We start from the raw sequence: 23,977 nt of genomic DNA on the forward strand, positions 1-23,977 counted from the left end.
CCATGCCCCTTTCCCAATCAACCTACATATTATGTGGTCGAAAGAACCTCAGTATCCTGTCAGCTGGAGCGCCCCATGAAACAACCATCCCCCCTGCCCGAGCTTGACACCTGCCTGATCAGAACACTGATGGTCATTGATGACAGCAGTTTTGATCAGCTGATTTGCCAGCGGATCATCACCAAATCCGGTTTGGTTCAGGAGTTGATCCAATATATCGATCCTGAAAAAGCGCTGGATCATCTGGCGGGTCCGGGCAATCTCTCTCCTGATCTTATCCTGTTGGACATCAATATGCCGCGAATGAACGGGTTCGAATTCCTCGAAGCGGCGCAAAGGCGGGTGGACGCGGACCTTTGTCCGATAATGGTGATGCTTGACACATCCATGGATCCCGCAGGGAAAAAACGCGCACGCCAGTTCCCAAGCGTGCATGGTTTTTTCATCAAACCCCTCAGCAAGGAGAAACTAGGGGGTTTCGCGGATTTTCTGCGTGGGACCCGCTAGGCCGGAGGCCCACGCCCCCTCAGCACAAGCTGGCGCGTTTCAGAAGCGCGGCGCAGGCATGACATAACCCCATAGATTTCATCAGGCCGCCCAAGGGCTTCCCCCGGACAGCCTGATGAAGGACCTAGCTGGGTGTGATGCCGCGCAGGCGTTCGGACCGGCGGCGCAGCATTTCCACCACAAACAACAGTGCAATCGAAACCGCAATCAGGATCGTCGCAACCGCCAGAATGGTCGGGCTAATCTGTTCACGCAGACCGGTAAACATTTGCCACGGCAGGGTTTTCTGTCCGGCGGAGCCGACAAACAACACCACAACCACTTCGTCAAATGAGGTAATGAAGGCGAATAACCCCCCTGATACCACGCCCGGCAGGATCAGTGGCATTTGCACGCTGAAGAAAGTCTTGACCGGTCCCGCCCCCATGTTCGCCGCCGCGCGGGTCAGGGAGTTGTCGAAGCCGACCAAAGTTGCCGTCACCGTGATAATCACAAAGGGAATACCCAATGCAGCATGGGCCAGCACAACGCCCAGATAGGTCCCGGTCAGGGTAAAGGGCAATTCGATTTTGCCAAAGGGTGTCGGGATATAGGGGTTTGAGTAGAAGAAATACATGCCGGTTGCCGAGATGATCAACGGCACGATCATCGGTGAGATCAAAATCGCCATAATCGCGCGCCGGAATGGCACGTGACTTTGGCTCAGGCCGATGGCCGCCAAAGTCCCCAGTGACACCGAAAGCAATGTCGCCACAGGCGCAATTTTCAACGAGTTCTTCAGCGCCAACTGCCAGTCCGAATTGGTAAAGAAATCCTCGTAATGTTTGGTCGAATACCCCGCAGGGTCAAACGACAGCATCTCCGGTGTGAAGGTAAAGAAATCCTGCGCGTTGAACGACAAGGGGATGATCACCATGATCGGTGCGATCAGGAAAAAGAAGATCAGCCCGCAAATCACCCGGAAGGAATAGTACCAGGCGCGTTGGCCCGTCGTCGCATATGGTGGCAGTCCTGACATGGCCTTAGCCCCCCAATTTCACGTTATCGATCCCGACAATCTTGTCGTAGACCCAGTACAGCACCATCACAATCGTCAGCAGAATGGTGCCAAGTGCGGCCGCCAGACCCCAGTTCAGAGAGCTGGAGATGTGATAGGCGATCCGGTTCGAGATAAAGACACCTTTGGTCCCGCCAACCAGTTCCGGTGTGATGTAATACCCAATGGCAAGGATGAAGACGAGGATACAACCCGCGCCGATCCCCGGCACCGATTGTGGGAAATAGACGCGCCAGAAGGCAGTCCAATCGGTCGCCCCCAGCGATTTCGCCGCGCGCAGATAGCTGGGTGGTATGGTTTTCATCACAGAATAGAGCGGCAGGATCATAAACGGCAGCAGAATATGGGTCATGGCGATGATCGTACCGGTCTGATTGTTGATCAGCTCAAGCCGGTTGTCATCAGCGACAAGGCCAATCCAGACAAGGACGTCATTGATCACCCCTTGCTGTTGCAACAGCACTTTCCATGCCGATGTCCGCACCAGAAGCGAGGTCCAGAACGGCAGCAACACAAGGATCATCAGCAGGTTTGCGGTACGGTCCTTGAGATTGGCCAGCAACCAAGCAATGGGATAGCCCAGCAACACACACATGCCCATGATCGACAGCGACATGATCATGGTGCGAATGAACAGCGTGATATAGATCTGTTCGTTCTCGGGACGTGCCTCAACGCCACTGGCCCCTTTCATCAGGTCCACAGAGTTCAGAAAATATCCGTTGGTATACTTCGGCGCATAGGTTTTGATCGTGCGCCAGATGTTCGGGTCCAGCCATTTGTCATCGATATCGCCAAATTGCTGTTGCAGCGACACAGGCGCGATATCAGAGACATCCACAGCAACCGGCAATTGCGCCCCGTTGGTCGCATCGGTGTAAAGCGCGGTATAGACAAAATCCCACGGCTCTTCTTCGCCTGGAACATCGCCTTCGGCCTCGATAATCATCTTGGCCCAGTCGTCATAGGTATTTGCCGTCACAGGCAGCTTTGCACGAATGCTGTCATCCGCCATCCATTCCGCCCATTGTGCGGGGTCGGCATAACTTGGGTCAGCGGCCTGAAACGCCTCTGTGTAAACATCGGTGTCAAACTTGCTGACCCGGCGGCCCGATTTGCGAAACAGGGAAGCAATGCCCGTCGTTTCATAGTTCAAGCGGCTGCCAAGGCGAGTATGCGATTTATATTCAACCGCCAGCGCCATATCTGTGTAAAGCGCGGCAAAGACCTCTTCGCCCGGCGCATCATCGGATTCAGCATCCCAGCCATCAAGAGCTACAACCGTGCGCGGCAGGGTATCGCCAACGATTTCGTTTTGAACGGAGCGGAACAACATATCCGCAATGGGCATCACAAAGGACACTAAAATAAAGATCAACAAAGGCGCGATCAGTGCAAGCGCGCGCAGTTTCTGGCGGCGCAGCGCACGATTCAGCGAGGCTTTGAGCGGACGGCCATCGGCGGCAATCACGGGTTCTGACATGGGACATCCCTTGTTGGTACGGGTTCGCGCGTGTTGGGTCAGCGCGTTTTTATTCTGGATCGTAAATGCGTAACGCGATCAATGCGTTAAAAAACGGGGCACGGCGAACCGTGCCCCGAGATCAATGGCTTACTTGGACAGCCACGCCTGGAATTTCGCATCCAGATCGTCACGATAGTCCGCCCACCACTCGTAGTTATAGAGGAAGGTGTTCTTGGCGTTCTCTGGGTCGGTTGGCATATGCGGTGCCATCTCGATACCCAGTGTCGCGTGCTTGCCGACCAAAGGTGCAGACGACTTACGCGCAGGACCGTAAGAGATGTACTTGGCCTGATCCGCCAGACGCTGTGTGTCTGTCGCAAACATGATATAATCCAGCGCACGTGCTTTGCGCTCATCGCTCAGACCGGTTGGAATGATCCAGCCGTCAAGGTCAAACACCTGTGCGTCCCACAGCATTGCCACGGGCTGCTTCTGCTCTTCGATCAGTGCAAACAAACGGCCGTTGTATGTGGAACCCATGATGACTTCGCCATCGGCCAGCAGCTGTGGCGTATCGGCACCGGCGGACCACCAGATGGCATCGTCCTTGATGGTGTCGAGCTTGGCAAAGGCTTGCGCCTGACCTTCTTCGGTCTCCAGAACGTCATAAACGTCTTCTTTGGCCACACCGTCACAGATCAGAGCCCACTCAAGGTTACCAATCGGCTGTTTTTCCAGCGAGCGTTTACCAGGGTATGCTTCTGTATCGAACAATGCGCAGATGCTGGTCGGCGGTGTGTCGCCAACAAGGTCCGTGCGATAACCAACAGTTGTGGAATAGACGATCTGCGGGATGAAGCAGTCGGAGACCAGCAGATCACCGAAGTCGTCAGAGGCTTTGGAGCCATCATCACCATCGGCCAGCTGAGTGTCCGCGTCGATTTCCATCGCCAGACCTTCGTCGCACAGACGGATCGCATCAGATGCAACAACGTCAACAACGTCCCAGGTCACATTGCCCGCTTCGTTCATCGCACGCAGCTTGGCAACCGCTTCGGAAGAGCTCTCGTCGTTGATGATGTTCACGCCGGTTTTTTCGGCATAAGGATCATGATAGGCATTTTTCTGCGATGCAGAATATGCGCCACCCCAGCTCACAATTGTCATTTCATTGGCCATGTGACCGTCGGCGAACGCCATAGAGGCGGTCAGCGTCAGGCAGGATGTAGCCATCAGTTTCATCGTTACTTTCATTGATATCTCCCGTTTATCTCTGCCCGGTTTGGTCGTTTGAAAACGCAGCCCGGGCCGCCGCATTCTCCTTATGTACAAGCGTTTAGCCCTTAGGCATCTAGCGCTCGACAATCCTGTGGCAACCAGCCAATTTCAATCATCTGACCCGGTTTCAGGCGTTCCTGATCAGGGGCGTTGCGGGTTTTGATGACAAATTCATCGGTACCGGCAACCCGAAGGCGGGTGCGGAAAATATCCCCCATATAGACGAATTCCAGCACTTCAGCCTTCAGGGTATGTGTCCCCTCTTGCAGGCGCTCTTTCTTGAATTCGACACGCTCCGGGCGGATGGAAACCTTGGTCCGTTCGCCCACGGAGGTCACATTGACCGGCACCGCATCAATGATATCGCCGCTGTCCAGCTTCACGATGCACGTGTCGCCCTTGATTTCCTCAACCACACCTTCCAGCGTATTATTCTCGCCGATAAACTGCGCAACAAAGCTGTTTTCAGGTTTTTCGTACAGCTCATCCGGCGGGGCCAGTTGCTGAATACGGCCATCGTCGAACACCGCGACCCGGTCCGACATGGTCAGGGCCTCGGTCTGATCGTGGGTAACATATACCGTTGTAATGCCCAATTCATGGGCAAGGTTGGTAATTTCAAACTGAAGGGTTTCACGCAACTGCTTGTCCAGCGCGCCCAAAGGTTCGTCCATCAATACCAGTTCTGGTTCAAACACCAGCGCGCGGGCCAGCGCGATGCGTTGTTGCTGCCCCCCGGACAGTTGCGCCGGACGGCGACCGGCAAAATCGCCCATCTGCACCATGTCCAAGGCACGCATCACCTTTTCCTCACGTTCGGACTTGCCCATCTTGCGCACTTCCAAAGGGAAGGACAGGTTTTCGGCAACCGACATATGCGGGAACAAAGCGTAATTCTGGAACACCATCCCAATGCCGCGCTTGTGCGGTGGGATGTTGTTGATCGACACACCATCCAGCGTGATATCGCCGTGGGTGGCTGTCTCGAACCCTGCCAACATCATCAGGCAGGTGGTCTTGCCAGACCCCGATGGCCCAAGCATTGTCAGAAATTCGCCTTTCGGCATGGATAGGTTCAGATCTTTGACGACAAGTGTCTCACCGTCATAGCTCTTTTGCACACGATCAAAGGCAACAAAGGCCCCGTCGGTTGAAGTCATTCTGATTCATCCCCGTTTTTCCTGCCGGGCATTTAGTCCGCCAGCAGATTTTTATCTTAGGTTAGACTGACGTCAGAACTACAAATTTACAACGAAAAACTTGAGCGCCAAAATGCAGTAGTCCCCATTTTAGCAGGGATTGCGGGAAAAACAGGCAGATTACCAACCACTCGCAGTGATTGTGATCAGCATACAGCGCCAATGCCAGCTTTTCGACCGAAGACCGCGCCAGAAGTTAGGCCCGAACCGCCCGGGTAGCCCGCAAAAAACACGCCCCCTACCAGTTCGCCACAGGCAAACAACCCCTCAATTGCGGTGCCATCCTCCCGCAGCACTGCTCCCGCGCCATCAACCTTCAGACCACCATAGGTAAAGGTGATCCCGCCAGTGACGGGAAACGCGCGGTAAGGTCCGGTATCAAACCGTTGCGCCCAATTTGATTTCGGCAATGTCAGCCCGCGCGTCCCCTTGCCATCCAGAACAGTCGGATCAAAAGGAACGGTCATATCCACCGCTGAATTAAACTCCGTCAATGTTTGCGTGGCCTGCACCGCATCCACCCCTGTCATCAAGGGCACCAGCTCTTCCAGCGTCTTTGCCTCGACAAAATGTGCATCATGGAAACAATATTCGGCATAAAGCAGGTCAAACACTTTAGAATCAAAAACTTGCCATGCGAATTGCCCCGGTTGCTCAAGGATCGCGCGGCCAAATTGAGCATAGGTATAATTGCGAAAATTCGCACCCTCATCGACAAACCGCTTGCCTTCTGCGTTCAACATCACCCCAAGAAAATACGAAATCTTGCGATAGTTTTTCCGCTCTGACGGGGGCAGGTCCAGGCCGCCGAAATCTGCCATATGCAGGTCCATCGGAGTCGCGTGGCAACCCTCGAAAAAACCGTATTCGGTGGCACCGACCTCCAGCGCAATCCGCAATCCATCGCCCGTATTATGCGGCGTGCCGCGCACCTTTGCCTTGTCCCAATGGGCCCCGATATATTGAACGCGCATCTCTTCATTTGCTTCAAAACCGCCCGACGCAAGAATCACCGAATCGGCAAACAGCGATTCGTCCCCGACCTGCACACCGATGACGCGGCCCTGATCTTCGATCAATCCGGTTACCTCCGCATCATAGCGCACGGTGCCGCCCAGTCGCTGTACCGCGGCCATTTCCATTTCAAAAAGGCCTACCCCTTCATTCTCCGCGGCAAGTGTCAGGCCACCCCAAAAGACATGTTTGCCGTCTTTCTCAAAGCTTTGTCGGCTATAGATCGGCTCAAAAGTGACATCATGCGACGCCAGCCAACGCATGGTATCACCCGAGTTTTCGACCAGAACCTTTTGTTCCGGCGACAGATCCCGCCCGTCATTGAACCCCAATAAATCAGCCGCAAACTTGTCCTTCGTGTAACTGCCGAAATCCGTTTTTGGCAGGCGCGGGTCATCCTGTTCGCGCACAAGGGGCAGCAGATCGGCGTTGCCGTCATAAGCAAACCGCATCGCCCCGGCCGTGTATTTCGTATTGCCGCCTGCAAGATCTTTACCCGCTTTTTCCAGCAACAGAACAGTTGCGCCCTTTTCCAATGCTGCAATCGCCGCGCAGAGGGCCGCGTTTCCGGTTCCAACGACAATGACGGACTTTGACATGGGGTCTCCTTCAGAGTATCACGATTGTATCCAAGCGGATACAATTTTGGAAACTGACTAATATGACCGACACTTCATTGCAAGACCTGTCTCAGGGCGAGACGGCCTATCGCAAACTGCATCAGGCCATTCGCGACGGGTTGTTCCAGCCGGGAGACCGCCTGCGCGAGGCTGATGTTGCCCAGCGCCTGTCCCTGTCACGCACCCCTGTGCGCGAGGCGCTGCGCAAGCTGGAGGCGGACGGCATCGTCGAGCACCGCGCCCGCATCGGTGCGGTAATCCGCAAACTGGAACGGACTGAAGTGGTCGAGCTTTACGAAATGCGGCTGGTTCTGGAACGCACCGCCGCAGAGATGGCCGCGAAACACGCCAGTGACGCCGAGATTGACGAGCTGGAAGAGGTGAACAACAAGATCGAAGTTACGGTAGATGACCCGGCCACTGCTGCCGCGCTCAATCAGGATTTCCACCGTTGTATCTATTTGGCGACACGCAACCGGTTCCTGTTGGAATCTGCCCGTGCGTTAAACAATGCACTGATGCTGCTAGGCCCCACTACCTTGGCAGATGCAGAGCGGATCAAGACCGTATGCCAACAGCATAAAAACATCATCGATGCGATCCGCGCCGGTGATGTCGAAGCCGCAGGCGCCAGCGCAGAGGCACATTTGCAGACCTCATTGCGCCACCGCCTGAAGGTGATGCGCACATGATCCCCCATATCACAACATATGTTATCGCAGCGGTTGGGGTCGCGCTGTTTATGGCCCTGAACCTGCCGTTGCCATGGTTGCTTGGACCAATTTTCGCCTGTCTTGCAGGGGCCATCGCCGGTGTTCCAATGCGCAGCAAGAAACAGGTGAACGAGCTGATGCGCACCATTCTTGGTGTCGCAGTTGGGGCCACATTCACCCCGGCGCTGCTGCTCTTGATGACGGGCTACTGGCCGACACTGCTGCTGATCCCGGTAATGACATTGGCCATCGGATTGATTGGCGTGCCCTATTTTCAGCGCATCTGGGGTTATGATTTTCCAACCAGCTATTACGCGACCATGCCCGGTGGGTTACAGGACATGCTGGTCTTTGGTGAAGAAGCCGGTGGCAATGTGCGGGCCATGTCGCTGATCCATGCCACCCGCGTGCTGGTAATTGTTGTTGCCCTGCCCGTGCTGCTAAAATTCATCTGGAACGCTGACCTCAGCACCCCGCCCGGTGAACCTGCCGCCAAAATTGCGCCCACGCAACTGCTGTTGATGGTATTCTGCGCGGTCTTTGGCTGGCAAATCGCCAAACGTGTCGGCATGTTCGGCGCCTCGATCCTTGGCCCGCTGCTGCTTGCCGCCCTTCTTGCACTGACCGGTATCCTGACCCATCGTCCCCCGGTAGAGGCGATCTGGCTGGCACAGTTCTATATCGGCATGTCCGTCGGGGTGAAATACGTGGGCATTACCGTGCAAGAGGTGCGGCGTGATCTGATGGCGGGTTTCGGGTTCTGCGCCATCCTGATTGTGCTGACAGTGATCTTTACCGAAACCATCTATGCGCTTGATCTTGCCCCGCCACTGGAAACGCTTCTGGCCTTCGCCCCTGGCGGTCAGGCAGAGCTTACCATTCTGGCGCTGATCGTGGGAGCGGATATGTCTTTTGTCATCGCCCACCATGTGTTGCGCATCTTTGTGGTTATCCTTGGCGCGCCTTTGTTTGCACGCATGTTCACGTCCAAACCTCGGGGTTGATCATGTGGATCGGTGCCCCTGCCGCATAGGCGTTGATCTGGTCAAAGATGTCGCTGAATTGCAGATCGAACTCATCTTCGGTGACGTAACCAATATGTGGTGTGGCAATGACGTTTTCATGGGTCGCAAGGATATTACCCCCATCCACCATCGGCTCACTGTCAAACACATCTACCGCCGCATGAATGCGCCCCTGCGCTATCTCGGCCTCCAGAACGCCTGCGCCAATCAACCCCGACCGCGAGGTATTTACCAGCAGGCTGCGCGGTTGCATCGCGGCCAGATCAGCGGCGGTGATGATGCCCCGGGTCTCCGGCTTCAGCCGCACATGCAGGCTGACCACATCACTGCTGGCAAAAAACGTCGCACGGTCCTTGGGCACCACCTGCCCATCGGCCCTGGCCCGCGCGCGCCCATTCTCTGATCCCCACCACTGGACATTCATCCCAATAGCACGGGCACATTCGGCCACCGCACCGGCAATGCGCCCATAGCCATAAAGCCCCAATCTGCGCCCACGCAATGTACGCCCGACCCCCATCTGCCAATCGCCGCTGCGCAAAGAAGCAACCTGCTGCGGGATCTGGCGATAGCTGGCAAGGATCAGCGCCAGCGTCATTTCCGCTGCCGCATAAGACGGCGTGCCGCTGTGCATGTTCGAGGATAAGAGCACACCATTCTGAGTACAGGCAGGCACATCAACATGCGGATAAACACTGCGCTGGCTGATCAGCTTGAGGTTCGGCAGCCGCGCCAGCAGCTCCGGCCCAATCTTGGTGCGTTCACGAAACAACACCAGACACTCTGCCTCTGCCACCCGCGCGGCCAGTTTGGCAGGGTCGGGTTCGTGATCGGTCCAGACCGTCACATCATGCCCGTCCAGCTTGGCAAAACAGGGCAGGCCGCGCAGCGTGTCGAACCAATCATCGAGAATATGAACCTTCATGCCCTAGCCTTTCCAGATATCGCCGGGAACCATCACCTCGCCCCGCGCGAGCAGTCGTGCGGTACGCACCAAACCGGCCGAACGCAGAGCAATGCCATCCGCGCCAATTTCAAAATCCACCAGCACATCGATTTGTCCCGATGCATGTTCCAGCGTGATTTTCGCCGGGGTGTGATTGGGTGTGGGTACCATGCCATCCGCCACTGAACCGGGCGTCAAAACACAGGAGGCCAGACATTGCGCGCCGGTCACCGCCATTGTGGGATGGGTTTTCCACGGCATGAAATAACGCGTCGCAATTGTGCCGCCATCCCTTGCCGGTGCCAGCAGGCCGAATTTGGGTGTAACCGAATTGGCCACATCCTTGATCCCCATCGCTGCCCCGGCCTGAAGACGCACTGCCTCCATCCGCGCAAAGAAATCGCGGTTCTCATCCAGTTCCGCCGCGCTTTCATATCCGGTCACGCCAAAGTTATCGGCCCGCGCAATCACCAAGGGCATCGCTACATCCATGCAGGTGACGTCAATACCGTCAAAACGATCAATCAAATTCCCCGTCGGCAGCAAGGCACCCGTTGCACCGCCTACAGTATCCATAAATTGCAACCCCACCGGTGCTGCCGTACCGGGCACACCGTCAATGGCAATGTCACCACCATAGATCACCTGCCCGCCCTCGGTTTGAACCCGGGCCACCACCCGCGCGCCGGTGTTCACCGCGCGGATGTTGATCGCGGTTTCACGGCCCGTGGCTTCGATCAGCCCCATCTCGATTGCCGCCGGCCCAACACCCGTCAGGATATTGCCACAGGTCGGCTTGAAATCGACCGTGCCATCCTCAACGCTGACCTGCGCAAAGAAATAGTCGATATCGGCCCATCCATCGTGCGACCGTGACAGCATGGCCACCTTGGTTGTCACCGCATTACCGCCACCTATCCCATCGATGTTCAACGGATGGCCAGAGCCAACGACAGCGACCAGCACCCCGGCCAGTGTTTCGAGATCCTGTGGCAGATCCGCGCGCCGGAAGTACGGGCCGCGCGAAGTGCCACCACGCATGAACCAAAAGGGAATCCCTGTCTGTGTCATCGCAGCGGCCATGGCATATCTGTCACACTTTGCAGCAGACCGGGGGGGAAATCACGGTTCAGCAGGCTGGCCATAAAGCAGATAAACGCTATGCCAGCGGCGGTGTAGAGCGCAGCAAAACCAACGCTTTTCTGTGCCCGCACCAGCATGAAGGTGAACAGGAATACCGTCAGCGCAATGATGAACCCGGCCAGCGCCGTCAGCAGCAACAGTCCCGCGAACCAGACCAGCGTTTGCCACAAACCGTAAACATTCAGGTCCGCTTCCTGTGCCTCTCGGTCAGAAAACAGCGGATGGGTTTCCGGCTTGATCATCATTTGGACAAACAGGATCATCGCACCAATCAACCCGATGGTGGCGACAAAAATCGGAAACACACGATCCGCCGAGGAATAGTCAGGGATCAGCGCCGCATTCCAATAGCTGGCCCCGATATAGGCGATCACTGCCAGCAGAAACACAAGCGGTGCGCGTTTGGAGCCGGATTGCACTTCACCTTCGGCCATGATGTTTTTCGCCTGCCGCAACCCGATGACCACAGACAGCAAGGTGATGATGATCAACACAATCACGATGGGGCTGAAAATGTATTCCAGACCTTCGGAAAACCCTTTGCGAAACCGCGAGTTGGCGATTTGCACCGCTTGGTTGGCGTAGGTTTCGGCAGGGTTGGACAAGACAAACCCGATCAGGAACGCCGGGCGCGACCAGTCGAACCGGCGCATCAGAATGCCTAGCAACCCGATAGAGAACAGCGCCACCAGATCCATGATGTCCTGACGCGACTGGAAGGCCGCGAAGCTGATGATCATGAACAGGAAGGGCGCTAGCAGCGCAAAACGGATCGAAGTCAGCCGCGCAATCCCGCCAGAGGCGGCGATGCAGATCAACGTGCCCACAACATTGGCAAGCGCCAACAGCCAAACGATAGCATAGGTGAAATCAAGGTTGTTTTTCAACATCGACGGACCAACTTCGATTGAACCGGACCCCAGCAAGGCCACCGCCGAAATAAAGATCGCCATCGATCCAGAGCCGGGAATACCGAACAACAGGGTCGGCACCAGCCCGCCGCCCTCTTTCGCGTTGTTCGAGCTTTCCGGCCCGATCACACCGCGCACGTCTCCAGACCCGAATTGCGATTTATCCTTGGCGGTTTGCACCGTGTGCCCGTAGGCAATCCAGTCCACGACCGATCCACCCAGACCGGGGATCACGCCCACGGTGACGCCAATCAACGAACAGCGCATCGACAACCATTTATTGGCCCACCAATCCTTGACACCTTCCATCCAGCCGCCGCCCAGTTGCGCACGGTCAGAGATGGCCTTGTCCTGTCTCAGCAGGGCAATGATTTCGGGGATGGCAAAGATACCAAGGCCAACGATAACCAGTTTCAGCCCATCCGCCAGATAGGGCATGTCATAGGTCGACATGCGCAGCGCACCGGCGGAATCGCCCTCACCTATGGTGCCGAACAGCAGCCCCAGACAGGCCGCAACAATGCCCTTGATCGCCACACGACCGGCTAGAATACCAACCATCGACAGACCAAAGATGGTGATCATCAACAGCTCAGGCGTCTGGAACAGCAACACGATAGGCCGCGCTGCCAGAATGAAAAATGTTAGGAAGGCGGCCCCGACCAATCCGCCAAACAGCGAGGCGGCAAATGCCGCCGACAAGGCCCGCGCCGCCTGTCCCTTTTTCGCCATGGGAAAGCCGTCCAGCACCGTGGCCTGACTGGCGCTTGACCCCGGAATACCCATCAGGACAGAAGCAAAAGTGTCAGAGGTTGGAACCACCGCCACCATACCAACCATCAAGGCCAGACCGGTCAGCGGCTCCATCCCGAACATGAAGGGCAAGAGCAACGACAGCCCCGCAATCCCCCCCAAACCGGGAAACACACCAATCGCCAGCCCCATACAGACGCCAAGCACCAGATAACCAAACACGTGCACTTGCAGGATCATGCCAAAGGCATCGTTCAGCGCCGGCAGCGCTGTTGCTAAAAGGTCCATGACGGCCCCCGATCTATAGGAAAGGCAGAGCCCCCCAAACCATTGGGTCCGGGGGGGTCGCGATTATTTCAACGTGACGCCGTAACGCTCGTTCAGCCAGCTAACGACAAAGCTCTTTGCTTCGGCCGGAACTTTCGTTGCACTGTCCAGCGCCTTTTGCGCAGCTGCACCGGTTTTCTGCGGGTATTTACCCAGACGCGCCGCAGAGATTTCTGCAAAATCAGCACGGGCTTTGACCGTCTCGAACGCCTTGGTGTAAGTCACGATAGCATCATTTGACGCACCGGCTGGCAGGAACACCATTTTCTGTGCCGGGAAACCCGCAACAAAGAAGGCTTTCCACGCGTCCCATTTCTCTCCCGAGGTTTCGCAGCCTTCTGTGGCCTCGCACACTTCTTTGAAGGACGGCATGTCAGGGAAAGTCGGGTCGCGCACAATGTTGCCATCGTCATCCAGCGCGCCAAAGCTGAACCAAGGCGTCGCAGTGCCCGCTTCAACCAATGGGGCCACGCCTTTCAGATAGCTTGAGGAGGTCTGATAATCGATGTTCGCTTCACCACGTTCAAACATCAGACGGCCATCTCCACGGCCCTTGATGCCAAACACCGGCTCCACGTTCAGGCCCAGCATTTCCCATGCCAGCAAAGGGACGAGGTCAAGCCGCGTGGCTCCTTGCGAACCATAGATGAAATCCTCGTCCGCAAGGGCCGCTGCCCCGCCATCCGCGACTTTGGTCGCCAGCGCGGGCGGCAGATAGGCAACCCCGCCGGTGCCGGAGGCCAGCACGACATTCCAGTCGCCATACTCATACTTCACCCGCGGATCACCCAGCAGATATGGGAATTGCGTCGAACCGGAAGAGCCGAAGATCAGCGTACCGTCGTCATATTCCTGTTCCTGAAAGAAGTTTGCACCTTTGGTCGATCCCGCACCCGGCATGAATTTAACCACAACAGTGGGCTGGCCCGGTAGTGCCTCTGACAGCAATGGAGCATAGAAGTTGGCCCATTTGGCAGACCCACCGGTTTCCGAGAAGGGAATGATCCATTCAACGGTTTTACCCGCAAGGTCGATCCCGTGACCGCCCGCCATCGCCGCCGGTGCCATCAGCGCAGCCGTGGCAATACCCATCGCAACGCGACGTGTGAAGTTTGTAAGTGACATGTTTTTCCTCCCAGAAAAGGGCTTCTCCAGCCCGAAAGTATCCCAAAAAATCCGAATCAAACGGGTGTCTCACCGTTTCGATTGGGGCACTGTTGTCCGTGAACCTTGCGTGAACCTTGCAAAGGGTCCGATATAGCCGCATGAGAATCGTGATTGTCGAAGATAATGAAAGCGTCGCCAAAGGCATCGCATATGTATTGCGTGATGCCGGTCACGCAGTGGATTTGATCCATGACGGCCTGCAGGCCGATACACATTTGCAGGGTGACGGAGCAGATTTACTGATCCTTGACGTAAACCTGCCGGGTATGGATGGTGTCGAAATCCTCAAGAACCTGCGCCGCCGGCGCGACAACAGGCCTGTCTTGCTGTTGACCGCCCGCGGGGGCACGGCGGAACGCATTGCGGGGCTGGATGCCGGGGCGGATGACTATCTGGTGAAACCCTTTGAGATGGCAGAGCTGGAAGCGCGGGTGCGCGCGCTGGCACGACGCCGCGATATTCCGGTGGTGGCCCCAATGGACATCGGCCCGCTGAGTTTCGATCTGCAAAGCCGTCAGGTCAGCCATGGGTCATCCCCTTTGGACCTGCCCCGCCGCGAGTTGTCGGTGTTTGAAGCCATGGTCCTGTCGCAAGGGCGGATCGTGTCAAAATCACAGCTTTTGGATGCGGTGTATGGCGTTGGCACAGATGTTGAGGAACAGGTGGTAGAGGTCTATGTCTCGCGCCTGCGTAAACGGCTGAAACCCTTTGGTGTGGAAATCAAGATGCAGCGCGGGCTGGGTTATCAATTGCTGGTCTCGACAGGATGAACACCTCATTGCGCCTGCGTCTGGTGGTGATCATTCTCACTCCCCTGCTGGTCATCGCCGGGATCATTGCATCGCTTGCGGTCTATGATGCACAGCTGCGGGCCAATGCGCGGTTTGACCGCTCCCTGCTGTCAGCCGTACTGGCGATCTCACGCGATGTGGCCCTGTCAGGGGGCGACGCGCTAAGCCCTGAAACCAATGCCCTGTTGCAGGATACCTCAGGCGGACCGGTCTATTATCACGTCTATGCACCGGACGGCGTGTTTGTCACCGGCTATGCCACGCCACCCGTTGCAAGAACCCCCTTGGACGAAGTGGAAAGCGGACAAACCTATTTTGACAGCCTCTATAAGGGGGACGCGGTTCGGGTATTACGTTTCACCGATGCGGTGCAGATCGACGGGTTAAGCGGCACTTTCACCTTTACCGTCTGGCAGGAAACCGCCTTGCGCAGCACCATCGTGCGGGACCTGTCGCGGCGGACCTTCGGGGTCATCGCCACACTGGTGCTTGCAGTGGCTTTGGTGGTTTGGTTCGGGGTACGGCTGGGCCTGCGCCCGCTGCTGGATCTTGAAGCCGCCATTGCCCGCCGCTCCCCCGATGATCTGACGGCCATTCGCCGCAGTGTCCCGATCGAGGCCCGTGGCATCGTCAGTACACTGAACCGGCTGTTTGGTCAGGTGTCATCCACCATCGAGGCCAAGGATGTCTTTATCTCCAACGCCGCCCACCAATTGCGCAATCCGATTGCCGGGGTGGTTGCCATGTCGGATGCTGTCCGCTCGGCCAAAACGCTGGAGGATATGCGCGAACGATCCGAGGAGCTCGCCGTGGCCTCGCAACGCGCCGGTGATCTGGCAAACAAGCTGCTGGCGCTGGAACGGGCCTCATCACAAGGCAACACCGGCAGCTTCACGCCCGTCCCGCTTGCCACATTGCTGCAAGAGGTTTGCCAGCGCAGCACCGCCACCTGCGCGACGCGGGGTGTTACGCTGAACCTGTCCGTGCCTGATCATCCCCTGACAATGAACGCTGATGCCACCATGCTAAGCGAGGCGGTCACCAACCTGATCGAAAACGCATTGATCCACGCCGGTCCCGATCTGTCGCACATCGATGTGTCATTGGCTGAAAAGACGGCTTTTGCGGTGATCCATGTGCAGGACGATGGCTGTGGAATCCCACCGCAATTCGTTGAGAAAGTGCGTGAAAGGTTCGGACAGGTGCGCCCCTCCGCCGGTTCCGGTCTTGGCCTTGCCATCGCGGATGCGGTTGCCAGACATCACAACGGTGCGCTTGACATCACACCTATGCCGAAAGGGCTGCGCATCACGCTTCGGATCAGACAGGCCGATTAACCTTCTGTGTCCTTCAGGGGTCCGCCGCCGTGATGAAGGCCAATGCATCTGCCCGCATCGAACCTCTTGCTGCTGCATGCCGGTTCACAAAGGGCCGAACGGCAAAAAAACCAATGGCACCGCTGGCCCTTGTCCAATACGAAGAACAGCCATCAAGAAACTTATGAAATAATTTCAGTACCTTACCTATAGATACACTTCCAATACAAACACGGAAATCCTATTCACGAATAACGGCTGCAAGGATGGGACGGAATTCGCCATCCGGCCATTCATGCGCGAAACCCGGATGTTAAATGATCAACCGGCGCCGGCGACCGCTACAATTGGGCATGCCTGCTTTGTCCGGCGATTGCCCGTCATCCGTCATGCAGTGCGCATCCGTCTGCGTTACGCAACCCCCAAGTAATCCTGATCAGGGTGATTGCCTTACGAAACCAATGGCACGGTACCGCAACGGCAGTGCAGCCGGATACCGACGGCGACCTTGCCCGCGCATGGCCGCCGCTTACCGAACCATCAGCGCAAACTACTTCAGGCGCTTGTAGAGCGAAGAAGTATCCCAGCGCCCGCCGCCCATTTTCTGGACATCCTTGTAAAACTGATCAACCAGCGCCGTCACTGGCAGGCTGGCCCCGTTTTCATCCGCCGTTTCCAGACAGATCCCCAGATCCTTGCGCATCCAGTCCACTGCGAATCCATGTTCGAAATGATCATCCAGCATGGTTTCATAGCGGTTTGCCATCTGCCAACTGCCTGCGGCACCCTGACTGATCACCTCGACCACATCGCGACCATCAAGCCCGGCCTTGGTGGCAAAATGCAATGCCTCGGACAGGCCCTGAACCACACCGGCAATTGCAATCTGATTGGCCATTTTGGTCAACTGGCCCGCACCGCTTTCACCGATCCGGCGCACCAGTTTGGCATAGACATTCATCACCGGTTCAGCGCGGTCATATTGCGCGGCATCGCCCCCGCACATGATCGACAATTGACCATTCTCGGCCCCCGCCTGACCACCGGAAACCGGCGCATCGACAAAGCCAATGCCCAGATCCTTGGCCGCGTCATATAGCTCTCGGGTGACCTTGGCCGAAACGGTGGTGTGGTCGACGAACAACGCACCCGACGACATCCCGGCAAAAGCACCATCTTCGCCCAGACAAACCGCCCGCAGGTCATCGTCATTGCCTACACAAGCCATGACCAGTTCGGCATCTTTCGCAGCTTCTGCCGGTGTTCTCGCGCTTTTGCCACCATGCTGTTCCGCCCAGGCTTGCGCCTTGGCTGAAGTGCGGTTGTACACCGTCACTTCATGCCCCGCTGCCTGCAAATGGCCGGCCATCGGATAGCCCATCACACCAAGGCCAAGGAATGCAATTTTTGTCATCAAGAGGGTCCCTTTAGGAAGTTCATCTAAGGTTGGCCGTCACCGCAGCCGTTTGAAATCGTGACACGGTTCCGACACCGGATACCTGCCCGTTCCGGTTAATATGGAGCATGGAAAACAGGATGTCACCCGCACCAAGGGCCGCCATACAGACCTGCTTATTTTTCACTGGCAACCCGCACATCCAGATCGCGCAGCAATGTATCAAAGGCGGGTGGCGGCGGCACATCAGTGATCAACATATCGCTGCCCCGCAGCACAGGTTGGCGCAACGCGGGCCGGTGGCTTTGCGGCAAAAACTTGGAATGATCTACCGACATGATCGCCTGCGCCGCGTTTTTCAGCATAGCATTGGCCATATCGACCTCGCATTGTTCATGCACCAGAAACCCCTTGTCCGCATCCACCATTGAAGCCGAGAGGATCACAAAATCAACCTGCATCCGTTCGATCACATCAAAGGCAGAGCGATCAAAAGCCGCCCCGTCATGATCGCGCAGCTGCGTGCCGGCCATCGACACCCGGTTGCCGGGGATGATGGCCAAGGTGCTGGCGACAAACGCCGAATTGGTCACCACCGTCAGCTTTTGCCGGGTGCGCAAGGCTTGCGCGATAAAGCCGGAGGTCGACCCGGTATCAATCGCCACGCTGGCCCCATCCGGCACAATTTCTGCCGCAAGCCGCGCGATGGCGACCTTGGCACTGCGGTTCTGGTTCATCCGAGCCAGAAACGGCGGGTCTGACGCTGTCCGATTAGAGACCAGCGCACCATGGACCTTGTCCAGATCCCCACTTTCAACAAGCGGCTGCGAGACGCGGCGGATGGTCTGGTCTGACACGCCAAGAATCTGCGAAAGTTCCATAACGGAAACGGTCCCGCGCATGTTCACGGCATGTAAAATCTGGGCTTTGTATTTCGACATGGCCCAGACATATACCCATAATTCCAACAGGGAAACGCAAAATTCGCAGGGTATGCAGAGCAAATATCAACATATTTCAACATTTTATTTGTCTGAATGTCGATTCTACGTCAGCATGACGCCTGAAACTTCATCTTGGGCGGCACAATGGCACAGCACAGCGCGAAACACCTCATCATCGGCGGCGGCATCCTCGGCTGCTCGATTGCCTATCATCTGACCCGTATGGGAGAAAAGGATGTGGTTCTTCTGGAAAGGGCGAACCTGACCGAAGGTGCCACATGGCATGCGGCAGGTCTGGTGGGGCAGCTGCGCTCCTCACGCAACACCACGCGGATGCTGAAAAAATCGGTGGAAATGTATGACCGGCTGCAGAACGAAGAGGGCCTGCAATTCGACTGGAAGAAAACCGGTTCCCTGCGGCTGGCCGCGACCAAGGAACGCCTGTTGGAGGCGAAACGGCTAGCCACAATGGCACGCAGTTTTGATCTGGAGATGCAGATTATCAGCCCGTCAGAGGCAAAAGAGCTGTTTCCGCTGATCGAGGAAAAAGGGCTGGAGGGCGCCGCATTCATCCCTTCGGATGGCTATGTCGATCCGGCTTCCCTATGTCAGGCGGTGGCAGGTGCTGCCCGCAAACAGGGTGCGGATATCCGTCAAAACGTCGAGGTACTGGATTTCAACGTCACCAACGGGCGGATCACCTCTGTCGAGACCACCGAAGGGCGCTGGCAGGCTGATACGATCATTCTGGCCACCGGCATGTGGAGTCGCGAAATTACCGGAAAACTGGGCCTCAGGATCCCCGCCTGCGCGGTTGAACATCAATATATCATCACAGAATCCACCGGCAGTGACATCGGCCACTACCCCACACTGCGCGACCCTGAGCGGCTGGTCTATTATAAACCTGACGTCGGTGGACGGCTGGTTGTGGGCGGGTACGAAGAAGGCACCCTGCCGTTTGGCGATACCGGCATTCCGGGCAAATTCGTACGCCAGCTGCTGCCCGAAAACCTTGACCGGTTCCTGCCATTGGCAGAGCTGGCCGGCGAGGTGACGCCAGTGATCAACGAGGTTGGCATAAGACAGGTGATCAACGGCCCGATCCCCTATTCCGCCGATGGTGATTTTGTCATGGGCTGGCAGCCGGGCTATCAGAACCTGATGTTGGCTACCGGTTTTCTCTACGGCATCGCGGCGGGCGGTGGTGCGGGAGAAATGATTGCCGAATGGGTGGTCGACGGGCAACCCTCGCTGGACCTGTGGCCGCTGGATGTGCGCCGCTTCGGGCCGCACCACGGCACCCGCGCGTTCATGTATCCGCGCGCGGTCGAACATTACGCGCATCACTACAAAATGCGCTATCCCGGTCAGGAACATGAAACCGTGCGCCAATTGCGCCTGTCGCCCCTCTATCAGCGGCTCAAGGATCGGGGCGCGGTATACGGGTCCAAAAACGGTTGGGAGCGGCCATTGTGGTTTGCCCCTGACGGGATGGAGCCGGTGGATCAGCTTGATTTCCTGACCCCCGGCTGGAAGACCTTTGCCGCCAAGGAACATATGGCGGTGCGCGAAAACGTAGCCCTGATTGATCAAAGCAGCTTTGCCAAATTCGAGGTGATCGGCACGGGCGCGCTGGCGCTGTTACAACGTCTTTGTGTATCCAACATGGACAAACCCATCGGCACCATAATCTACACACAGATGTGTAATGAAAGAGGCGGGATAGAGGCTGACGTGACCTTTATCCGCCTTGCAAAAGATCGGTTTTACCTGGTCACCGGATCGGGTTTTGGCGTGCATGACAGTGACTGGATCAAACGGCATCTGCCCGATGACGGGTCGGTTCACATCATCGAAGTCACCAGCGCAGTGGCGGTGATCAACATCGTTGGCCCCAACGCGCGCGAGGTGCTGGCCGCAGCCTCGGAAAGCGATGTATCGGACGATGCCCTGCCCTTTTCAACGGCCCGCGAGATTATCATCGGAGCGGCCCCGGTACGGGCGGCGCGGATCGGTTATGTCGGGGAGTTGGGCTATGAATTGCACATCCCCACCGAATTTGCCGCCCATGTCTATGACCGGCTCTGGCAAGCGGGCGAAGGTCACGGCATCAGTAATGTCGGCTACCGTGCGATTGAAAGCCTGCGGATGGAAAAAGGCTATGTCTATTGGTCGGGCGACATCTCGCCGGATTATACACCGATCGAGGCGGGGCTGGGCTTTCGCGTACATCTGAAATCAAAGGGCGATTTTATCGGTAAACGTACCCTTGAAGCCCAGAAAATCGTCGGCGTTCAACGCAAGCTCTGTACCTTTGTGACGCCGGAAAACCTGCCGCTAACGGGCGGCGAGGCAATCCTGCTGGGCAACACCCTCGTTTCACTGGCGACATCGGTCGGGTTTGGCTACGCTGTTGGCCAGACAATCATCCGCGGATATCTTGAGAAAGAACATTGGCAAACAGATGATTTCACGCTGGAGGTCTTCGGTACACAGCATCCGATCACACAGGTCGAAGGGCCTGTTTATGACCCGCAAAACACCGCGCTGAAAGGATAGAGCAGATGAGCGAACATGCACAGACAGTCCTGCAGGCCCTGCGCAAAGCGCCGCAATTTGCACAGATTGAAAATGTCGACAGCATCACCCGTTTGGGCGGGCTGACCAATCTGGTACATCGCGTCGACATGAGTGACACCTCGGTCATTGTGCGCATCGCGGGTGAAGGCACCGATGAATACATCAACCGCAGCATAGAAGCACATAACGCAGAGGCCGCCGCCCGCGCGGGTATGTCGCCAACGGTGATTTTTGCCGAACCGGCCAGCGGCCTGATGATTTCAGAAACCGTACCAGATATCGAAACCATGACGCCCGCCTTGTTCAAATCGCGCGCCGGATCACCTGCACGCGCCGGTGCCGCGCTGGCGAAATTGCACAGCTCGGGGGAGGTATTTCAATTCCGGTTTGAGCTCTTTGCGATGATTGATGACTACCTGAAAATCCTGTCGACCAAGGACGTGAAGCTGCCCGAGGGTTATGACGCTGTTGTCGCAGCTGCGGCACCTATCAAACAGGTTCTGGAGGGTGCCGACATCGCGCTTGCCCCCTGCCATTGCGACCCATTGTGCGAGAATTTTCTGGATGACGGTGCGGTAATGTGGATCGTGGATTGGGAATATTCCGGCATGAATGATCCGCTGTGGGATGTCGGTGATCTATCGGTTGAGGCCGGTATGGACGCGGCTCAAGATGCCGAACTTATGACCGCCTATTTCGGGCGCGCGCCTTTAGCTGCGGAAACCGGCCGCATGGTGATTTACAAAGCGATGTGTGATCTTTTGTGGACCCTGTGGGGGCTGATCCAGCATGCCGATGGCAATCAGGCCGAAGACTTCTGGGCCTATGCCACAGGTCGCTTTGAGCGATGCAAAACCTTGATGCAGGATCCTGCGTTCCAGTCACATGTTGATGCGGTGCGGACCGGCTAGGCATTCACCAGCTCAATCAACGCTGCGTGCAACTCCGGCGTTGCTGCCGTCAGGGTACGCCCATCCGACCCCATGTCCAGCGGTTGACCTTGCCAGTCGGTCATAATGCCGCCTGCCGCCTCTACCACCGCGCTGACCGGCAGGTAATCATAAGGCTGCAAATCGAAATCAAACACCGCATCCGCCAACCCGCGTGCCACCAAGGCGTGCGGATAGCAATCCGCGCCCATCCGGCGCAACTCGCCCGCTTGAACAAGGCCCGCAAACACCTCTGGTACCTCTGCTGCGATCTTGTCACCCTCGTTAATAAATAGCCGCGCATTTGCCAATTCCTTGCACCCGCTCACCCCGATCTTATCACCGTTGCAGGTTGCCCCGATCCCAACACCACCAGCATAGACTTCGCCCAGCGCAGGCATGCGGATGATACCCAATTGTGGGCGATCGCCACGCAAGTACCCCAACAACATCCCGAACAGCGGCAGCCCGGTGATAAAGGACCGGGTGCCGTCGATGGGATCAACAATCCACATATCCTGCCCCTCGCCCGAATGCCCGTACTCTTCGCCAAAGATCGCCTCGCCGGGGAAAGCGCAGGCCAGCCCCTCGCGGATCGCGGTTTCGGTTTCCTTGTCAGCAATTGTGACAGGGCTTTGATCAGCCTTTGTTTCAATGTCGGGACTGTTGCGAAAATGGCCAAGCGCGACTTGTGCCGCAGTTTCAGTGATGCCGATGGCTTTCAGCAGCCGCTGTTCCAGATCTGTCATGGGGGCTTCCTTTGCTTTGGGTCGGCGCGCCGCCCATCTATTTCGCAATCAATATCTAAAAGCTACAAAATTAATTACGTTATGTTGATTTTTGTTGATTTAGGATTTTGAACCTTGTTGAATGAGTCCTGAGAGCCCGCGCTATGTTAGCTCAACTGCTATTTTCCATAGACGATCGGGCCCATAACCGGGAGTTAACAATGAAGATTTTATCCGTTGCAGCAGCCGCATTCATGGCCGCGACACCAGTCATTGCACAAGAATCGACCGATCCGATCAAACTGACCCTCCATGACTGGTCCGGCCAGTTGATCACAACCACCCTGATGGGTGAGGTTTTGAAAGAAGCCGGATATAACGTTGAATATGTACAGGCCGACTACATCGCCCAGTTCGCGGGCCTGAAAACCGGCGATCTGCATGTCGCGATGGAAATCTGGGAAACCACAGGCCGCGAGGCGATGGACGAAGCCACTGCATCCGGCAATGTTGTCAGTCAGGGTGAAACCGGCATGATGGCAATCGAGGAATGGTGGTATCCTGCCTATATGGAAGAACGCTGCCCCGGGTTGCCAAATTGGGAAGCCTTGAAAGATTGCGCAGATGCCTTCTCCACTCCCGAAACTGCACCGCTTGGCCGTTACCTTGGCGGGCCGGTCACATGGGGCGGCTTTGACGAGGAACGTGTCGAGGCACTTGGGTTGGACTTTGAGGTGATCCATGCAGGCACCGATGCAGCCCTTTTTGCCGAGCTTGAATCAGCCTATCAGCGGCAGGATCCGATCATGTTGTGGATCTATTCCCCGCATTGGGCACCAGCAAAATACGACGGTAAATTCGTTAAATTCCCAGAGTATTCGCCGGAATGCTATGCCGATCCATCGGTCGGCATGAACCCTGACGCGGCCTATGACTGCGGCAAACCAACCGGTCCAATCTGGAAGGTGTCCTGGGCCGGTCTGGACGACAAATGGCCGAACGCGGGCAAGGCGATCCGCAACTTCGACATCGACAATGCCGCAATGGGCGCGATGGTGGCGGATGTTGATCTGAACGGCAAAACCGTGGATGAAACCGTGGCCGCTTGGATGGCAGACAACAAGGATGTTTGGTCCACCTGGATTGCCAACTGATCCGATACCAA

At 56.7% G+C, this 23,977-nt stretch carries 20 protein-coding genes; 8 read left to right on the plus strand and 12 right to left on the minus strand.

Features of this window, described 5'->3' with window-relative positions; all coding sequences use genetic code 11:
• Positions 1-75 precede the first annotated feature (75 nt).
• The gene (locus tag QQL78_RS12755) at positions 76-507 is read left to right on the plus strand and encodes a response regulator (protein WP_284373984.1); all 432 of its coding nucleotides are present in this window, start codon (positions 76-78) and stop codon (positions 505-507) included.
• Between the two features lie 124 nt (positions 508-631).
• Here the strand turns inward: QQL78_RS12755 and QQL78_RS12760 are convergent, their stop codons facing one another.
• The 5 genes from QQL78_RS12760 to tcuA all read right to left on the minus strand — a co-directional run bounded on the left by QQL78_RS12760 (position 632) and on the right by tcuA (position 7,119).
• Positions 632-1,525: an ABC transporter permease gene (locus QQL78_RS12760; RefSeq protein WP_284373986.1), complete on the minus strand. Its 894-nt coding sequence runs from the start codon at positions 1,523-1,525 to the stop codon at positions 632-634.
• Between the two features lie 4 nt (positions 1,526-1,529).
• Positions 1,530-3,047, minus strand: a complete 1,518-nt coding sequence (locus QQL78_RS12765) for an ABC transporter permease (RefSeq protein ID WP_284373988.1) — start codon at positions 3,045-3,047, stop codon at positions 1,530-1,532.
• Positions 3,048-3,176: 129 nt separating this feature from the next.
• Complete coding sequence (locus tag QQL78_RS12770) at positions 3,177-4,283, minus strand: extracellular solute-binding protein (RefSeq protein WP_284373990.1); 1,107 nt, start codon at positions 4,281-4,283, stop codon at positions 3,177-3,179.
• A gap of 89 nt (positions 4,284-4,372) precedes the next feature.
• On the minus strand, positions 4,373-5,467 hold the full coding sequence (locus tag QQL78_RS12775; protein ID WP_284373992.1) for an ABC transporter ATP-binding protein: 1,095 nt from the start codon (positions 5,465-5,467) through the stop codon (positions 4,373-4,375).
• Between the two features lie 185 nt (positions 5,468-5,652).
• Positions 5,653-7,119: an FAD-dependent tricarballylate dehydrogenase TcuA gene (tcuA, locus tag QQL78_RS12780; protein WP_284373994.1), complete on the minus strand. Its 1,467-nt coding sequence runs from the start codon at positions 7,117-7,119 to the stop codon at positions 5,653-5,655.
• A gap of 62 nt (positions 7,120-7,181) precedes the next feature.
• On the opposite strand from tcuA, the gene QQL78_RS12785 reads away from it, so the two are divergent.
• On the plus strand, positions 7,182-7,832 hold the full coding sequence (locus QQL78_RS12785) for a GntR family transcriptional regulator (protein ID WP_284373996.1): 651 nt from the start codon (positions 7,182-7,184) through the stop codon (positions 7,830-7,832).
• Positions 7,829-8,857, plus strand: a complete 1,029-nt coding sequence (locus tag QQL78_RS12790; protein ID WP_284373998.1) for an AbrB family transcriptional regulator — start codon at positions 7,829-7,831, stop codon at positions 8,855-8,857. Before QQL78_RS12785 ends, QQL78_RS12790 begins: the two co-directional genes overlap by 4 nt.
• Here the strand turns inward: QQL78_RS12790 and QQL78_RS12795 are convergent.
• The 4 genes from QQL78_RS12795 to QQL78_RS12810 all read right to left on the minus strand — a co-directional run bounded on the left by QQL78_RS12795 (position 8,835) and on the right by QQL78_RS12810 (position 14,083).
• A complete protein-coding gene (locus QQL78_RS12795) occupies positions 8,835-9,803 on the minus strand; it encodes a D-2-hydroxyacid dehydrogenase family protein (RefSeq protein WP_284374000.1) in 969 nt (322 codons plus the stop codon). The genes QQL78_RS12790 and QQL78_RS12795 overlap by 23 nt on opposite strands.
• Positions 9,804-9,806: 3 nt before the next feature.
• Positions 9,807-10,895, minus strand: a complete 1,089-nt coding sequence (locus QQL78_RS12800) for a 4-oxalomesaconate tautomerase (protein ID WP_284374002.1) — start codon at positions 10,893-10,895, stop codon at positions 9,807-9,809.
• Positions 10,892-12,919: a tripartite tricarboxylate transporter permease gene (locus QQL78_RS12805; protein ID WP_284374004.1), complete on the minus strand. Its 2,028-nt coding sequence runs from the start codon at positions 12,917-12,919 to the stop codon at positions 10,892-10,894. The genes QQL78_RS12800 and QQL78_RS12805 overlap by 4 nt, the downstream gene beginning before the upstream one ends.
• A 63-nt stretch (positions 12,920-12,982) precedes the next feature.
• Complete coding sequence (locus QQL78_RS12810) at positions 12,983-14,083, minus strand: type 2 periplasmic-binding domain-containing protein (protein WP_284374007.1); 1,101 nt, start codon at positions 14,081-14,083, stop codon at positions 12,983-12,985.
• A gap of 140 nt (positions 14,084-14,223) precedes the next feature.
• On the opposite strand from QQL78_RS12810, the gene QQL78_RS12815 reads away from it, so the two are divergent.
• Together QQL78_RS12815 and QQL78_RS12820 are read left to right on the plus strand one after the other, a co-directional pair.
• A complete protein-coding gene (locus QQL78_RS12815) occupies positions 14,224-14,895 on the plus strand; it encodes a response regulator transcription factor (RefSeq protein ID WP_284374009.1) in 672 nt (223 codons plus the stop codon).
• Complete coding sequence (locus tag QQL78_RS12820) at positions 14,892-16,253, plus strand: sensor histidine kinase (RefSeq protein ID WP_284374012.1); 1,362 nt, start codon at positions 14,892-14,894, stop codon at positions 16,251-16,253. Before QQL78_RS12815 ends, QQL78_RS12820 begins: the two co-directional genes overlap by 4 nt.
• A gap of 529 nt (positions 16,254-16,782) precedes the next feature.
• Here the strand turns inward: QQL78_RS12820 and QQL78_RS12825 are convergent.
• Positions 16,783-17,646, minus strand: coding sequence for an NAD(P)-dependent oxidoreductase (locus QQL78_RS12825; RefSeq protein WP_284374014.1), 864 nt, complete (start codon positions 17,644-17,646; stop codon positions 16,783-16,785).
• A gap of 158 nt (positions 17,647-17,804) precedes the next feature.
• Positions 17,805-18,569, minus strand: coding sequence for a DeoR/GlpR family DNA-binding transcription regulator (locus QQL78_RS12830; RefSeq protein ID WP_284374016.1), 765 nt, complete (start codon positions 18,567-18,569; stop codon positions 17,805-17,807).
• 147 nt (positions 18,570-18,716) lie between these two features.
• Here QQL78_RS12830 and QQL78_RS12835 point away from each other — a divergent pair, with 147 nt between their 5' ends.
• Entirely contained in the window at positions 18,717-21,134 is a 2,418-nt protein-coding gene (locus QQL78_RS12835; protein WP_284374017.1) for a GcvT family protein, read from the plus strand.
• A 5-nt stretch (positions 21,135-21,139) separates the two neighbouring features.
• Positions 21,140-22,066 (plus strand): choline/ethanolamine kinase family protein, encoded by a 927-nt coding sequence (locus QQL78_RS12840; protein WP_284374018.1) that lies wholly within the window; start codon positions 21,140-21,142, stop codon positions 22,064-22,066.
• Here QQL78_RS12840 and QQL78_RS12845 read toward each other — a convergent pair.
• The gene (locus QQL78_RS12845) at positions 22,063-22,833 is read right to left on the minus strand and encodes an inositol monophosphatase family protein (RefSeq protein ID WP_284374021.1); all 771 of its coding nucleotides are present in this window, start codon (positions 22,831-22,833) and stop codon (positions 22,063-22,065) included. The genes QQL78_RS12840 and QQL78_RS12845 overlap by 4 nt on opposite strands.
• 200 nt (positions 22,834-23,033) lie before the next feature.
• Here QQL78_RS12845 and QQL78_RS12850 point away from each other — a divergent pair, with 200 nt between their 5' ends.
• Positions 23,034-23,966 (plus strand): ABC transporter substrate-binding protein, encoded by a 933-nt coding sequence (locus tag QQL78_RS12850; RefSeq protein ID WP_284374023.1) that lies wholly within the window; start codon positions 23,034-23,036, stop codon positions 23,964-23,966.
• Positions 23,967-23,977 lie beyond the last annotated feature (11 nt).

It is taken from the genome of Sulfitobacter pacificus, assembly GCF_030159975.1.
GTDB lineage: Bacteria > Pseudomonadota > Alphaproteobacteria > Rhodobacterales > Rhodobacteraceae > Sulfitobacter > Sulfitobacter pacificus.

What these genes read in the sequence shown, in the direction of transcription:
- QQL78_RS12825 (WP_284374014.1), bottom strand. Translation starts at nt 17,646, where the DNA reads ATGACAAAAATTGCATTCCTTGGCCTTGGTGTGATGGGCTATCCGATG.
- QQL78_RS12845 (WP_284374021.1), bottom strand. Translation starts at nt 22,833, where the DNA reads ATGACAGATCTGGAACAGCGGCTGCTGAAAGCCATCGGCATCACTGAA.
- QQL78_RS12795 (WP_284374000.1), bottom strand. Translation starts at nt 9,803, where the DNA reads ATGAAGGTTCATATTCTCGATGATTGGTTCGACACGCTGCGCGGCCTG.
- QQL78_RS12820 (WP_284374012.1), top strand. Translation starts at nt 14,892, where the DNA reads ATGAACACCTCATTGCGCCTGCGTCTGGTGGTGATCATTCTCACTCCC.
- QQL78_RS12810 (WP_284374007.1), bottom strand. Translation starts at nt 14,083, where the DNA reads ATGTCACTTACAAACTTCACACGTCGCGTTGCGATGGGTATTGCCACG.
- QQL78_RS12850 (WP_284374023.1), top strand. Translation starts at nt 23,034, where the DNA reads ATGAAGATTTTATCCGTTGCAGCAGCCGCATTCATGGCCGCGACACCA.
- QQL78_RS12840 (WP_284374018.1), top strand. Translation starts at nt 21,140, where the DNA reads ATGAGCGAACATGCACAGACAGTCCTGCAGGCCCTGCGCAAAGCGCCG.
- QQL78_RS12790 (WP_284373998.1), top strand. Translation starts at nt 7,829, where the DNA reads ATGATCCCCCATATCACAACATATGTTATCGCAGCGGTTGGGGTCGCG.
- QQL78_RS12760 (WP_284373986.1), bottom strand. Translation starts at nt 1,525, where the DNA reads ATGTCAGGACTGCCACCATATGCGACGACGGGCCAACGCGCCTGGTAC.
- QQL78_RS12755 (WP_284373984.1), top strand. Translation starts at nt 76, where the DNA reads ATGAAACAACCATCCCCCCTGCCCGAGCTTGACACCTGCCTGATCAGA.
- QQL78_RS12775 (WP_284373992.1), bottom strand. Translation starts at nt 5,467, where the DNA reads ATGACTTCAACCGACGGGGCCTTTGTTGCCTTTGATCGTGTGCAAAAG.
- QQL78_RS12805 (WP_284374004.1), bottom strand. Translation starts at nt 12,919, where the DNA reads ATGGACCTTTTAGCAACAGCGCTGCCGGCGCTGAACGATGCCTTTGGC.
- QQL78_RS12770 (WP_284373990.1), bottom strand. Translation starts at nt 4,283, where the DNA reads ATGAAAGTAACGATGAAACTGATGGCTACATCCTGCCTGACGCTGACC.
- QQL78_RS12765 (WP_284373988.1), bottom strand. Translation starts at nt 3,047, where the DNA reads ATGTCAGAACCCGTGATTGCCGCCGATGGCCGTCCGCTCAAAGCCTCG.
- QQL78_RS12785 (WP_284373996.1), top strand. Translation starts at nt 7,182, where the DNA reads ATGACCGACACTTCATTGCAAGACCTGTCTCAGGGCGAGACGGCCTAT.
- QQL78_RS12830 (WP_284374016.1), bottom strand. Translation starts at nt 18,569, where the DNA reads ATGTCGAAATACAAAGCCCAGATTTTACATGCCGTGAACATGCGCGGG.
- QQL78_RS12815 (WP_284374009.1), top strand. Translation starts at nt 14,224, where the DNA reads ATGAGAATCGTGATTGTCGAAGATAATGAAAGCGTCGCCAAAGGCATC.
- QQL78_RS12835 (WP_284374017.1), top strand. Translation starts at nt 18,717, where the DNA reads ATGGCACAGCACAGCGCGAAACACCTCATCATCGGCGGCGGCATCCTC.
- QQL78_RS12800 (WP_284374002.1), bottom strand. Translation starts at nt 10,895, where the DNA reads ATGACACAGACAGGGATTCCCTTTTGGTTCATGCGTGGTGGCACTTCG.
- tcuA (WP_284373994.1), bottom strand. Translation starts at nt 7,119, where the DNA reads ATGTCAAAGTCCGTCATTGTCGTTGGAACCGGAAACGCGGCCCTCTGC.